The sequence below is a fragment of the uncultured Psychrobacter sp. genome (genome assembly GCF_947495825.1).
Classification (GTDB): Bacteria; Pseudomonadota; Gammaproteobacteria; order Pseudomonadales; family Moraxellaceae; genus Psychrobacter.
Genome location: NZ_CANMAH010000003.1, coordinates 177472 through 191383, shown reverse-complemented (window position 1 = coordinate 191383; position 13912 = coordinate 177472). Strand labels below are relative to the sequence as shown.

Annotated in this window: 12 protein-coding genes; 4 read left to right on the top strand and 8 right to left on the bottom strand. The window is 43.2% G+C overall.

Features of this window, described 5'->3' with window-relative positions; translation table 11 throughout:
• Positions 1 to 48: 48 nt before the first annotated feature.
• On the bottom strand, positions 49 to 1428 hold the full coding sequence (locus Q0895_RS05085; protein ID WP_299186240.1) for a Do family serine endopeptidase: 1380 nt from the start codon (positions 1426 to 1428) through the stop codon (positions 49 to 51).
• Between the two features lie 864 nt (positions 1429 to 2292).
• Between Q0895_RS05085 and Q0895_RS05080 the strand changes: the two genes are divergently transcribed.
• Positions 2293 to 4620, top strand: coding sequence for a cation:proton antiporter (locus tag Q0895_RS05080; RefSeq protein WP_299186045.1), 2328 nt, complete (start codon positions 2293 to 2295; stop codon positions 4618 to 4620).
• 142 nt (positions 4621 to 4762) lie between these two features.
• Here the strand turns inward: Q0895_RS05080 and tmk are convergent, their stop codons facing one another.
• Both tmk and mltG read right to left on the bottom strand, forming a co-directional pair.
• Complete coding sequence (gene tmk, locus Q0895_RS05075; protein WP_299186043.1) at positions 4763 to 5470, bottom strand: dTMP kinase; 708 nt, start codon at positions 5468 to 5470, stop codon at positions 4763 to 4765.
• A 101-nt stretch (positions 5471 to 5571) separates the two neighbouring features.
• On the bottom strand, positions 5572 to 6837 hold the full coding sequence (gene mltG, locus Q0895_RS05070; protein ID WP_058368424.1) for an endolytic transglycosylase MltG: 1266 nt from the start codon (positions 6835 to 6837) through the stop codon (positions 5572 to 5574).
• 170 nt (positions 6838 to 7007) lie between these two features.
• Here mltG and Q0895_RS05065 point away from each other — a divergent pair, with 170 nt between their 5' ends.
• Positions 7008 to 7772, top strand: a complete 765-nt coding sequence (locus Q0895_RS05065) for a DpnI domain-containing protein (protein WP_299186040.1) — start codon at positions 7008 to 7010, stop codon at positions 7770 to 7772.
• On the opposite strand, the gene Q0895_RS05060 is transcribed toward Q0895_RS05065, so the two are convergent.
• Positions 7729 to 8259, bottom strand: coding sequence for a hypothetical protein (locus Q0895_RS05060; RefSeq protein WP_299186039.1), 531 nt, complete (start codon positions 8257 to 8259; stop codon positions 7729 to 7731). The two genes, Q0895_RS05065 and Q0895_RS05060, sit on opposite strands and share 44 nt — an antisense overlap.
• 92 nt (positions 8260 to 8351) lie before the next feature.
• Entirely contained in the window at positions 8352 to 8918 is a 567-nt protein-coding gene (locus tag Q0895_RS05055; RefSeq protein ID WP_299186037.1) for a hypothetical protein, read from the bottom strand.
• Positions 8919 to 9085: 167 nt separating this feature from the next.
• Between Q0895_RS05055 and Q0895_RS05050 the strand changes: the two genes are divergently transcribed.
• Entirely contained in the window at positions 9086 to 9268 is a 183-nt protein-coding gene (locus Q0895_RS05050; protein WP_299186035.1) for a DpnD/PcfM family protein, read from the top strand.
• On the opposite strand, the gene Q0895_RS05045 is transcribed toward Q0895_RS05050, so the two are convergent.
• On the bottom strand, positions 9255 to 10280 hold the full coding sequence (locus Q0895_RS05045; RefSeq protein WP_299186033.1) for an aminotransferase class IV: 1026 nt from the start codon (positions 10278 to 10280) through the stop codon (positions 9255 to 9257). The genes Q0895_RS05050 and Q0895_RS05045 overlap by 14 nt on opposite strands.
• Before the next feature lie 2 nt (positions 10281 to 10282).
• Positions 10283 to 10966, bottom strand: coding sequence for a hypothetical protein (locus Q0895_RS05040; RefSeq protein ID WP_299186030.1), 684 nt, complete (start codon positions 10964 to 10966; stop codon positions 10283 to 10285).
• Positions 10967 to 11590: 624 nt separating this feature from the next.
• On the opposite strand from Q0895_RS05040, the gene aroE reads away from it, so the two are divergent.
• Positions 11591 to 12448: a shikimate dehydrogenase gene (aroE, locus tag Q0895_RS05035; protein ID WP_299186027.1), complete on the top strand. Its 858-nt coding sequence runs from the start codon at positions 11591 to 11593 to the stop codon at positions 12446 to 12448.
• Between the two features lie 21 nt (positions 12449 to 12469).
• Here the strand turns inward: aroE and Q0895_RS05030 are convergent, their stop codons facing one another.
• Positions 12470 to 13561: an FUSC family protein gene (locus tag Q0895_RS05030; protein ID WP_299186024.1), complete on the bottom strand. Its 1092-nt coding sequence runs from the start codon at positions 13559 to 13561 to the stop codon at positions 12470 to 12472.
• Positions 13562 to 13912: the final 351 nt, after the last annotated feature.

Here is a 13912-nt window from a genome sequence, read left to right as displayed (position 1 = left end):
AAACAAGTCTCTTTGACGATCCTTTATGACCAGTTTTTATAATTGGCCCTACTCGATACGCAATCCGATAATCGCTGGTATTCCCTGACGCATCACTTCAATCGTCACTACTCCTTTAGTCGGTAGCGACGAGATAGCATCAGAAAAATCGCTTGCACTGGCTATAGGCTTTTGATGCAAATTGGTAATGATATCCCCTGCCATGATACCTGAACGCGCGGCCAACCCTGTTGGATCAACAGCGGTGACAAGTACGCCAGTCTTACCAACGGTTGCAAGCTCCGCTTGCTCGTCTGGCGTTAGATTACGCAGACGCAAGCCTACGCGCACTTCGTTGTTTTGCTGATCACGACCTTGGGCTTGGACATCACTTGGTGCCTGACTAAGCTTGCCTGAGACAGTCAACTGCTTGCCATTACGTTGTACTTGTGCGCGAAAAGTATCATTGGGACGCGCGCGATTGATAAGATTTAATAGATCTGACGCTCGCGTGATTTTGCTACCGTTATACTGCAAGATAATATCACCTGTTTTAAGTCCCGCCTTTTGCGCCGGTGAATCTGGTGATACGCGGGTCAAAAGCGCACCTTGTGGCCGTGCTAACTGATAGACCTCAGCCAAGTTACGGTCAATATCTTGCGGATAGATACCCAAGTAAGCACGCGCTACCTCTCCATTAGATTTGAGCTGCTCATAAATATCCATCGCAGCATCTATCGGGATTGAAAATGACAATCCCATGTAGCCCCCTGTACCACTAAATATCCGTGAGTTGATACCGATGACTTCACCGCGCTGATTAAATAGCGGCCCACCAGAATTACCAGGATTGAGCGCCACATCCGTTTGGATAAAAGGCACACTGGTCTCGCGTGAGAAGCTCCGCGACTTGGCACTCACAATGCCAGCGGATGCTGAGTAATCAAAGCCAAATGGTGAGCCGATGGCCAATACAGGTTCACCGACTTTTATAAGATCGGAGTCGCCGATAGGCAGCGCTGGGAACTGTCTACCTGATACTTTTAATACGGCTACATCCGAGCGCTCATCACTCCCAATCAACGTTGCATCAAGCTCTGTACGATCATTTAAAGTGACCGTGATATTATCCGCCCCTTCTACTACATGATGATTGGTAAGCATATAACCGTTAGAGGTCACAAAAAACGCGGTACCATAAGCATGTTCAATCGTTGGTGTCACCGCCTGTTCAGGGATACGTACGCGATCACCAAAGAACTTGCGCAATAAGTCGGCAGTTTGAGCTTTGGCCAGCTCAGCTTCGCTGACAGTCTTGGTTACGTTGACCCGCGCCACGCCTGGAGTTACCTGCTGTACAAGATCAGAGAAGTCAGTAGTAATGACGGCAGCTTGGGCACTAGAGACAGTCATGGCACTGATCGCTAGTGCGCTAGCACCTGTGGTCATCGCTGTACTTACAATAGCTGTCAGTATGCTGCGTTGTAGTTTGCGCTGTAGCGGATGAAATAGTGATTGGCCCTTCATCTTGTTATTCTCCATTTTAAACGTTCAAACATTTTGGCTTCTATAGTCAATACTAAATAAAATGGATACACAATAATATGACGCGTGACTGGTGCAAACCCTCTTGCTTATCTCGCTAGCTAGCAAAGGCTTCATAGAATTTACACCAGTCCCACTGTATCTGTTTTATATTGAGCTGACTATATTTTTATCGTATTTACACGTCTATCCTATTTATATTATGCAGCAGAACATCCCTCATAGCTACGTACCTGCTTCTTTGTGCATGAACGAGATACCTAAACGAGTGTAGAAAAAATCGGTTTATAAGGTGTTTATTTATACTGGCATTTACTACTGCTGCTAGTAGCTTGATATGCTTATACGTAAAGTACGTTTCACACAAGCTAAATTAAATCATGGTATGATAACAAACCAAATAAATTTATTAACAAACAAAAGTTTGTATTTAAAATAATGCTATTTTTACAAAGTTGTCAAATGGCAATCTTTATTTCTATTGGTTTGCCCTATCTGTTTGAGCATTATAAGATGACTTATAGCTGTTTTTGAACGCTTTTTCCTATTATATAGATTTCTACTACTATTTTTGCCGATTGCACTATATGGCATGATTACCCCTGTATGATAACCAATAGTAATAAATAAAACCGTTATAACTGTTTGCAATAACCATTTACTATCATAGAACTTAGGGTCTATTTGACGTTTGCAAGAAACCATTGTTAGATTGTGAGCGCCCCTTAACGTATGTACAGTATGACAAGCTTATAAAAGGATTAATTTATGGATACCGCCCTACTGTTATCCGGCGTGGTTGGGATCGGCATCGCGGCCCAATGGTTGGCTTGGTACTTAAAGCAACCGTCCATTTTGTTTTTGTTGCTGATCGGCATTATTGTCGGTCCAGTATTGGGTTACTTTGACCCTGATTTGGTTTTAGGGGAGCTTATGTTCCCTATTATCTCTTTGGGTGTGGCCATTATTTTGTTTGAAGGCTCGTTGACACTTGAGTTTGATGAAATCAAGCAGCATGGAACCGTGGTGCAGATGCTGGTGTCAATCGGGGTGATTATTACCATCGCGGTAGTGGCACTATCGACCTATCTGTTATTCGATGTCGACCCTCTAATCGCGTTATTATTTGGTGCTTTGGTTTGCGTGACTGGGCCGACGGTGATTATGCCGTTACTACGCAGTGTACGACCAAATAAGACCATCTCTAATATCCTCAAGTGGGAAGGTATCATCATCGATCCGATCGGCGCGATTGCCGTAGTATTGGTGTATGAATATATTATCTCAGGCGGTGAGGCCAGTAGCTTTTTATTGTTTGCCAAGATTGTCGTTTTAGCAACGATACTCGGTATGGTAGGCGCATGGGTACTGGCATTTTTAATGCGTCGTCATATGGTGCCTGAGTTTTTACGCAATGTCTTTACCCTCGCCTTTGTCTTAGTATTGTTTTCGATATCGAACCATTTAGAGCATGAGTCTGGTCTTTTGACCGTGACCGTACTTGGCGTGGCACTGGCAAACTGGCCAAACTTCCCGCGCGATACGATTTTGGAATTTAACGAGTCGTTGACTGTTTTATTAATCTCCGTATTATTCATTATTCTTGCCGCTCGTGTAGAGCTGGCAAGCCTTATGAGCGTGGGTTTTGCAGGGATTATATTGCTGGCTATCGTAATGTTCGTCGCACGTCCGCTATCTGTTTGGGCGTCTTCTATTGGCTCCAACCTAAAGACCAATGAAAAGCTGATGATTAGCTGGATTGGTCCGCGTGGTATCGTCGCCGCCGCCATCTCATCGCTGTTTGCTATTCGTCTGCAAGAATATGACATTCAAGGTGTTGAGCTATTGGTACCGCTGGTCTTTATGGTCATCATCGGTACGGTCATGATTCAAGGCTTAGGCGCAAAAATGGTCGGTAATTTGCTAGGTGTGCGTGAGCCTGCTACCAACGGTATTTTGGTCGTCGGTTCAAACCCCATCGCGTTATTAGTAGCAACGTCTTTACGAGATCAGGGCTTTGATGTAATCGTGGCGCACAACAACTATACCAATATTGCCGGTGCCCGTATGAGCGGCTTACGCACTTACTTTGGTAACCCAGTCTCGGATCACGCTGACCATCATCTTGACTTGATCGGTATCGGCCATCTGTTTGCGATGAGTACAGACAAAGAGCTAAACACCTTATCTGAGATTCATTATCGTCATGAGTTTGGTGAACAAAAGATATTTCGTCTAAAGTTCAGCGACGAAAAAGTCAAAAATGAGCGCGACACCAAACAGTCAAACTTCCATTCTCAGTGGCTATTTGGCAAAGACGTTACGTACACCAAACTTGCTAGTATGCTATCTAAAAAAGCGCGCATCAAAATTACCAATATCACTGACAGCTATAGCTTTGAGCAATATAAAGCGGATAACAAGCAATTTGTCCCTTTATATACAGTTGATAAAGAAGGCAAGCTTAGTGTGATCACAGACAAATTTGATGGCAATGTACCCCGTGATCGTAAGCTGGTCGCTTTGGTGGTCGACGACGATATACAGCCAAAGCCTGTAGATGTCACTGACAAACAAGTACAAGCACGTGCCATCGCTGATGCACATTTTGAAGCCAACTCAAAAGCGCCTGAAAAACGCAAAGAAAAAGAGATGACTGAAGAAGTAGACGATGAATTGAAGCAAGACAACGCTACAGCAACCAAAGCTGAGTTAGGTGATCAAAGTCAACCGGCTCAGTCGAGTACTGCATCAGTAACAGAGTCGCCAGCAGGGTTAGATAACTCGGCTACTAAAGAAAAACCTGTTAGTCCTGTAGCTAATAGCCAAGAGACTGTTATCTCAGCATCTAAAGCTACTAGTAAAGCCTCTGAGACTAAAAAGCCTGCGCAGAAAGCATCAAGCTCAGTCGCCGCGTTAAAAGCCAATGCCAACGGTAGTGGCAGCGCGCCCAAGAATAAAAAAGGCTCGCTCGATCCAAACCGTCTACCTGATACAGACAAAAATACGGCTTCTAACAAAGCTGCTGATAGTGATGATAGCACCGTCTCCATTGATGCAGTATCAAATAAGCGTCCGGATAATACGGATAAATAGTCCAGATAAACAGTAACGTCAGTTTGTCATAGCAGCACTTTATCTTAATGCAATAAAATACCCCAGCTATTAAAGCTGGGGTTTTTGTTTAGTAGGTTATAGATATAAGAGTGATTATAAACGCTACACGCTTAGAAACAACCTAAACAAGCCCAAACTGCGACTCAACCGCTTGCCAGATACGCGCGCTAACCTCCTTGGTAGTACCTGATGCATCAATGCGACGAATACGCTCAGGATGCGCAGTGGCAAGCGTATCAAACCCTCTATATACTTGCGTAAAAAACGCCAGCGCCTGCTGCTCAAAACGATCGGCCACGCTGCGTTTGCCTGCACGGCTCATGCCCTCGAGCACAGGTAGATCCAGCCAAAGTGTCAGCTCAGGCAACCTTGGAACAAACTGTGCAATAAGCGTCTCAATTTTTGTTAATACCTCACTATCGCCCTGCGCACGACCAAAGCCTTGGTAGGCGATAGTAGAGTCTGTAAAGCGATCACAGATGACCCAAGTACCGCGTTGTAATGCTGGTACAATTACTTGCTGAATATGATCGCAGCGAGCGGCAAACAATAGCAATAGCTCCGTGTCATCGTTGATGTCGGTCGTAGGGTCTAATAAAATGGCACGCAGACGCTCAGCGAATGGACTACCGCCAGGCTCACGTGTCCGCAGATAGTCAATACCCGCCATCTCTAAACGCGTGCAAAGCTGCTCGATAGCTGTTGTTTTGCCCACACCTTCGGTACCCTCAAAGCTGATAAAGCGTCCATTCTTGCTTGGCGTTTCTACGTCAGACGCTCCTTTTTGAATAGCCAGTTGGGCCGCTTGTGTGTTTATGGATGCTGACATGGTATTGCCTTGTATTTCAAAATTGTTTTACTTATTTTTATGCAAAATAAAAATGGCTATCGAGCCTTTAACACTCGTAACCAAGACTCGTTGCTACTCTCTTACTCTGGCGGTATTTGGGACTTTCTTTCACGCATGACTTTTAAGTAGTCTCTTACCGCTTGGTTATGCTCGTCCAAGCTATTGGTAAACTTATGACCTCCATTGCCTGTTGCCACAAAATATAAGGCTTCGCTATCAGCTGGGTGTAATGTGGCTTCGATAGAAGCAGCAGATGGCAGGGCGATAGGCGTTGGTGGTAAGCCATCAATCTGATAAGTGTTATACGATGTTTTCTCATCGATGTCTTGACGGCGAATATTGCCATCGTAGCGGCTACCCATGCCATAAATAATGGTCGGATCCGTCTGCATGCGCATCCCTTTATTCAATCGATTGGTGAATACGGCGGCCACCAGCTCACGCTCTTCAGGCACACTGGTCTCTTTTTCGATGATAGAGGCCATAATCAATGCTTCATAAGGCGTCTTATACGGCAAGTCTGGTGCACGGTTTTCCCAAGCTAGGGTCAATGCTTGCTGCTGGCGCTTATATAGATCAGTCAACACCTGCTTGTCACTGGCATCTTCGCCATAATAATAGGTATCAGGAGTGAACCACCCTTCAAGATTGTAGCTAACAATAGGGTCGTCGCTATTGGTCACTGAGTCAGGCAGTATACCCACCAAATCCAGCGCTTTTGCGATACTGGCATTGTCACTATCGGCGGTCAGTACTTCTTTTTTGATACCTGGGTTGTCGCGTAGATTTTGATATAGGTCCTTAGCTGTCTTGCCTTCGATGACTTGTACTTTTACCATTGCCACCTTTGCACCTTGTTGCAAGACATGCAATGCTTCTGCTATCGTCGGGTTCTCTGGCAATTGATAGATACCTGCATGCAGCGGCGCATCTACTTGCGACTTGATATAAAACTTGGCAATGCTGGCAGAGAACAGCGGGATTTGCTGTTGCCACTGCGGAAGCAAGCCATAATAAGTGTCACCCTGCTCAATCGTCACCTTTTGCTTGGGCTGCTCGATACGACCAAACAACGTCTGATAGACCATCACCAATAAAAAGGCAGCAATCAGTCCCAATACCAATAAAATCTGATAACCACGCTGCATAAAAAACGACTGGTTGTCTTTTTTGTACTCGCGCGGGGTGTTTTGACCATTGACCAAAGAAATATCTGTCGCTGGTGCTTTGTCGTCAGTCTCAGTGTCTTGAGATGTCTTAGCAGGGTCGTTAATAGTGCCGTCTCGCTTGTCTGATGGAGTATCATTAGGACGTTCAGGAGGCGTTTCAGGTGTAGGCTTGCTCATGGCAACTCGCGAGGCAGATGTTTGCTAGAATTTAGCACTGAACCGTGTGCTTTTCAATGGTATTTGCATAGCTTATCGATTAACTTGGCATTTAGGCTAAGTTATATGGCTTAATATTAATACCTTTTATTGGTATTTCTACGCTCACCTATTAATAACGAAAACTTATTATGAATCTACATTTCGATCAAAGCCTTGCTAAAAACTATAACTCTCAAGCTCAAAAGATTCGGGTACTTAGTGAGGCATGGGTGAAAAACAATGGTTACTGCCCCAACTGTAGCACTCAGCCGTTATTTGAATTTACTAATGGCAGGCCGGTCGCTGATTTTTATTGTTCAAACTGTGACGAGCAATATGAGCTGAAAAGTAAAAAGGCAAAATTAAGCAATATCATCAATGATGGCGCTTATAAAACTATGATTGAACGTATCAATAGTGAAGATAACCCAAGTTTTTTCTTTTTGACTTACTCCAAAGAATGCACCGTTAATAGTTTTTTGATCATTCCTAAGCATTTTTTTAAGTCGGATATGATTGTAAAACGTAAACCTTTATCAATAACTGCCAAACGCGCAGGTTGGGTCGGCTGCAATATCGACTTGCGTAAAGTACCAGAATCAGGAAAAGTGTTTTTAGTCAAAGACCAGAAAGTCGTAGCACGCGCAAATGTCACCCAGCAGTTTCAAAAGACCTTGTTTTTACGTGAGCAAACACAGCAGACACGTGGTTGGACATTAGATGTTTGGCAGTGTATCGATAGACTTGATGACAAGTTTTCTTTGCAGCAGGTTTATTCTTTTACCAATGAGCTCCAGCTCAAACACCCTGATAACAACCACGTTGACGATAAAATCCGCCAGCAATTACAAGTTCTTCGCGATAAAGGCATTATTGAGTTTTTAGGTCGTGGACATTATCGGAAAATAAACTAACTTCATTATTCCAAAGAGGTAAATCGGCGTTTGCCACTAAACGTCCATAAAGCTTATGAGGCGGATAGTCTAGCTTTAACTTATCATTTACTGGAAAAAAATACTTAATATCGTTGCTCAATGAATAACTAGGTTTATTACTAACATATTTACTCCAGCTCAATAATAGACGTAGAGGTGTACGACAAGCCTTAGTGAAAGGCTGCCGTTTAACCGTCATTGCACTAGATATATACTCATCGTGAGCTAATTTATCCAACCCTTGCTGAACAACTTCGGCACGAGTATGTGCGTATTCAAATACGCTACCAAACGCTGTATATTTATCGCTTAACGTAGAATAAATAACACCAAATGCGATATTTGAATAATAATTTAAGTGAACCATCTCGTCAGGAAACATTTTAGCTTTACAGCAGATCTCATCAAAAATCATTAACCGACGAAGTTGTACAGGAATACGTTTTTCATTGTAGGTTGGTTGCATATTTTATCTCTTGTTGTATAAAACATAATAGAATTTAGACATTTATTGATTCAAATAAGTGAATAATACTGAAGAGGTCGTCACCGTCTAAATCATATTAAACGTTTTTCATTGTATTTTTCAGGCTTCGGTTGCCCTCTATTATCGCGATACACATCTGCAATCAACTCTTCTCTATCATCCCACAATGGCATACGCGCTGTTGCAACTAAACGATCATGAAACTTATGGGGAGGAAACTCTGAATCAATTTCATCATTGATTCGGAAAAAAACTTCTTCCCGATAGTCGATGTAAGCATGCATTCTATTCTTAACATAGGCGTTCCAGTACCACAGTAACTGTAAAGGTTTACGTGCAGGTCGAGTGAATTGCTTTAAATTGACTGTTAGCGCGCGTGTTACTGGTTCATCGTTTGGAAAGACTCTAATGCGTTGTTCAATAACCTCTTCACGTGTTTCTGCATATTCAAATACACCTCCAAAAGCGATAAACATTTTGAAATCTTGTAAATACATGACACCTAATGATAATTGAGTAAATTTTGATAAATGGATTATTTCGTCAGGAGATTTTTTTGCTTTATGGCAGATTCCATCAAAAATCATCAACCGTCGAATCTGCAAGGGAATTCTTTCATCTTCATATACTGAGCTCATCTACTTTCACCTTTTTATTGAACGACTAAAAAAGTGATCATTGATCAATTTATCGCATGACACAAGTGCCAGTAACAAAAGACGATCACTTCTTCTAAGACTTTTTGCGATGTTAAAAAGCATAATGTTAAATATATTGACTTAAAATAAGAGAGGAGAGGAAAGTAATGTCAGATAAAAAAGGCTTGAGAACTTATCAAATAGAGGTCATAGAAACGATGAGCGCTCTAATAGAAGTGACTGCCGAGGATGGCGAAACCGCTATACTAAAAGCGAGCGAAAAATATAGAAATGAAGATATTGTGTTATATCCTGATGATATGATAGATACTAAACTTATTGTTTATTAGACAGATTAGAAGATAACTTAACCACTTCCCCACCCAACAACCTAAGCCCATCAATAGGCATCACCCCGCGCAAAGCATTACAAAAAAACAATCCACGTAAATTTGGCAAATCATCGTCATTTAACGCGCGCATAATCACTGGCGTCTTGGTCTTAACGAAAGCATCAATAATGACTTGGCGCATCACCCCAGCGACACCTGATTGTGTCAACGGCGGTGTAAACCACTGACCTGATAATAGAAAGTCATCAGGATAATTGGCTTTAGCTTTATCGATAGAGTCAGTCGATTGGGCGTTAGACAACTGATAAAAGACATTGCTTATCGTGCCTTCCACCCAGCTACCGCTCATATCACGTACCAATCCTTCACCAATGCCTAATTCTGCATCGGACTCTAATGATTTGGCTTTGAGACGTTGGAGCTCACCGCTCGCCAGTACATTATCAAGTCGGTTAAGGCTTTTGAGACCTGCTAACGGTGGCGGCAAGCAAGCCAGTTGCGCGGTTAGACATACCGCCGATGTCGTAGGTTGTATCAATACACTGTGACCATCTGGCAGCTGAGCATGCTGCGCGGTATCGATAGTCATAGCGGTTGCTTTTAACCAAACCTCACAAGAGCTAGCATCCATATCTGCTGCAAAACCATAACCACGCACAGCTTGTACAGCACGCGTGATGATGACTTTTATCACCCCTTGTTGTAGCTGCTGAGCGTGGGCTTGCAAAGTGGTGAGTAGCGAGTCGCTATCGACGTCTAATTGTAATGCATGAGCGTGAGAGAGCAGTCTTTGATAATGATACTCTGGCCATAATATCGAGCCTTCAATGACACCAATGGTAGTAAAGAAACCATCTCCATAAGCCAGCCCGCGATTATCTGGGGTTATAACGGCGTTATCTACATTGGCAACCACATTATCAGACTGCGGATATAGGCGCTGCCATTTGGAGACATGGTTAATAAGCTGACTACTATTGGACTCACTGTTATTGAGCTTAGCTATCATACCTAGCTGTCTTCCGCTTGTTGCTCACCTGATTTATTTAGCACCAGCATGCAACTATAAAACTCGCATTTGCCAAGCTCTATCTTTTGTCCACCAATGGTTTTGTTTTTTATGATTTGACCTCTGAGCATATCTGAGATGACTTTTCCGCCATCGTCATTCATGAGCTGACGCGCAAGCTGATATGACTTTTTCGCATGGGCTTTACTCAGCTCTTTTTCTTTATCTGAGTCAGTAGGATTGGCGAAGTACCAACCAAGCTCGAGATATTTTTCAGAGTCAATCAAGTCCAGATAAGGCGCATCTGTATCCATAAAGCGATATTTGACTGCTGGGTTGCTGGCATAGTCCAAGCTATTCTCATCGGTCGTAACGACCTTGCCGAAGGTTGATTTGATTTGATCAACTTCTTGTATACTTATAGGCTGGACTTGCTTGTCACCCCATGAGGATACATCATACTTGACTGGAGTGCCTTGCTCAGCTGTCGCCCCATCCAAGTCTGTCTCTGGTGCAGGACTTGCCTGGACGGGACGGGCTTGTTCAGTTGTATTGTCAGAGTCAGCAATATCAGGGGTGACCTCTTGCGTTGGGCCATTACACGCGCTCAATGAGACACCAGCTGCCATCATTATACCGACCGCAAAGGTCTGTAGGCTGTTATTCCACATGGGCAATTTACTCACACTTTTTGGGTCTAAATTATATTAACAAGTCGCAAGCGGTGCGGCTTGTTAATTAAGAATACTTGTTAACATGGTGCGTTATTAATAGATGTCATTATTAATGTAATAGGTTATCGGTATAATAAATGAGGTCAATCAATGACCTATATCATAAGGCACTATACCTCAGTTACTACTTATACGGCGATTTCTATAACAAGTGCGCTTGCAATAAATGCGCCATTTATCAGCTTGACTTTGGATCATGATGCCAATATCTGATGTCATCATTATACTGCCCTCATGTCAACAGTGTACCCAACTGCCTAGCGCTTGACTAGCCTTTACGTTACGGATAACAATCCTAGAAGGTGCAAATTTGTTAAAAACATTGTTATCCCCTATGATGAGTAAGTTTTGATTGTTTCTTCTATCTCTTACTGCTTGTTATTTCTTTGTTATCATGGATTCAATATAAAAAGAGCACAAGTTAAAAAGAACAAAAGGCTGCTGGAATAAATTTTACAACGCCTCTGTCTGGCAACGCGCACAGCGAGCAAGGAAGATTTATACCAGCGATGAACGTACTTTTATTGTTTTGAGCTGCTTACATTTTGAACTAACTACATAGCTAGTGGACCGTTTATGACCCAGCATTTTATCGTTATTGGCAATCCCATTGCTCATAGTAAATCTCCTGAGATTCATCAGACATTTGCCGCGCAAGTGGGTATTGATATCAGCTATTGGCGTCAATACTGCCCTGATGATGTCGCAAGTTTTGATGCAGTTGTTGCAGCGTTTTTTAATGGTGGCGGCGTGGGTGCCAATGTGACAGTACCCTTTAAACAGCTCGCTTATGCATTATGCAAATCACAGGGCCGTCTATCTGAACATGCGCGTGTTGCAGGCGCGGTTAATACGTTACTGTTAACCGGTGACGGTTTACCAAAAGATAAGACGCTATATGGTGATAATACCGACGGTCAAGGCTTGGTTAATCATATTATGAGCTTAGGCTGGACGCTTACAAACGCTCGCATCGCTATCATTGGAGCCGGCGGGGCTGCACGTGGGGTGATACTGCCACTGATTCAAGCAGGTATTGGACAGCTTACCCTTGCTAATCGGACGTTGAGTAAAGCTGAGGTATTGGTTGATGAGCTTAGCGCAGCCAGTGAGACGATTAACAATCATCCCATCGCCATGTGTGCAACGACTGAGCTGACAGGGCAGTTCGACTTGATTATCAACGCTACTTCCATTGGGCTAACGGGCGAGACTTTGCCTATCGCTGAAGATCTAAACTGCCATTATGCCTATGATATGATGTATGGACGCGCACTGCCCTTTTTGCAGCATTTCGCCGCGCGCGGTGCGCAAACCTCAGACGGCTATGGGATGCTGATCGGGCAAGCAGCGTTAAGCTTTGAGCGTTGGACCGCCCATAGTATTGATGTGACTCAGGCGACCAACACGATTCAAGCGAGTAAGAAGCGATAAGGAGTTTGAGTTAGTAAAGCGCTATGAATGCTGGGACGAAAAACGTATTAATAGCCATTTTTCTATGCGCCGTAGCGGTACACGTAGCTTGACTGAATGTATCGCCAGCCCTCCACTCAAGCCTACCGCACAGCCTAAAGCAGTATCGAACATTCGAGCCCGAATGACCTCTTCAACACTTGCCTGTGCAAGCGAGGTGATACTGCCATACTCGGCGATAAATATCGTTAACGGAGTGATAAGTATCACGGCCAGTCCATAATGTCGATCGACCAGCGATTCAATGCACAGCATCATAAGCAGTATTGCAAGTGCCACCTCCCACATCGATAGATTCCAAGACAACATCCAACCAGCAACCACCATACCTACTAAGGTACCTAGCAGACGATGCAACTGTTTAATCCATATCGTACGCATTTGTATGCCCTGAATAATAATAAAACAGCTGACCGCAGCCCAGTATGGATAAGGCATATCTAGCATCACTGCTATCAATAGTGCCAAGCTGACAAAACTTGCAACGATAATGCTGTCACTGATCGTATCGGGCTCATAACGATACTCCGGTACAGAAGTAGAAGGACGCGTCACTAATAAAAACAGCGTGTATAAAAGTGCCATAAACATCGAAAAGCCACTGCCCAACATCACAAGCCCAGTGGCTGATAATATCTGCTCAGCTGAAACAGGAATAAATAAAGCAATCGCACCCGCCATCATGACAAACAGTCCAGCAGGTGGCGGCTGACGATAATAACGACCAAAAACAACGACGCTAAATGCAATCAGCGCAAATACTGGTAGTTTTAGTAATGGTACTTGCTGAGCAATCAGTCCCAGCGCAAAGCAAAGCGTCATAGCAAAGCTCCAAGCCATTACCGTCACTAAGCGATAAGGCAACCCGCCTACAAATGGCAAATTCAATATAACCATTGCGCCCAAAGATGCCTTAATCCCTGCATGCAGTACGCCAAAATACGCGCCAACAAAGACGGGAAAACTAATCGCTATAGCGGCGATGATTGGCATGTGCCATGGTCGACGGCTTTGATTGACCGCCAGCAGATGGTCAAGCTCTCCACGAATTAAATGCTTAATATAAGCGAGCATTTATTACCTCTCCTGTTTTTGCGATGTGAAGAACCCAAATACGGTCATAAACTATTATCTTCATACGTTGCTTGAGCCTGTTATTCATTGATTCGTTTAACTACGCTCAATCATAAAAGTGACGTCTTAAATTTATAAATACTTTATTGTTTTATAAATTAAATTAATACCTATACCGATAAATCATGAAAATTAATTATGCATCATATATTTGTCTCAAAAGAACATTTATACTAATAATATTCACATAGCTTGCGATTTTACTCAGTAGACTTTGATTATAACGATAATAATCTAGCAGCAATAACCAACAGTATTTATCCATTCTTACCTCTAGTACGAATAAAAGCT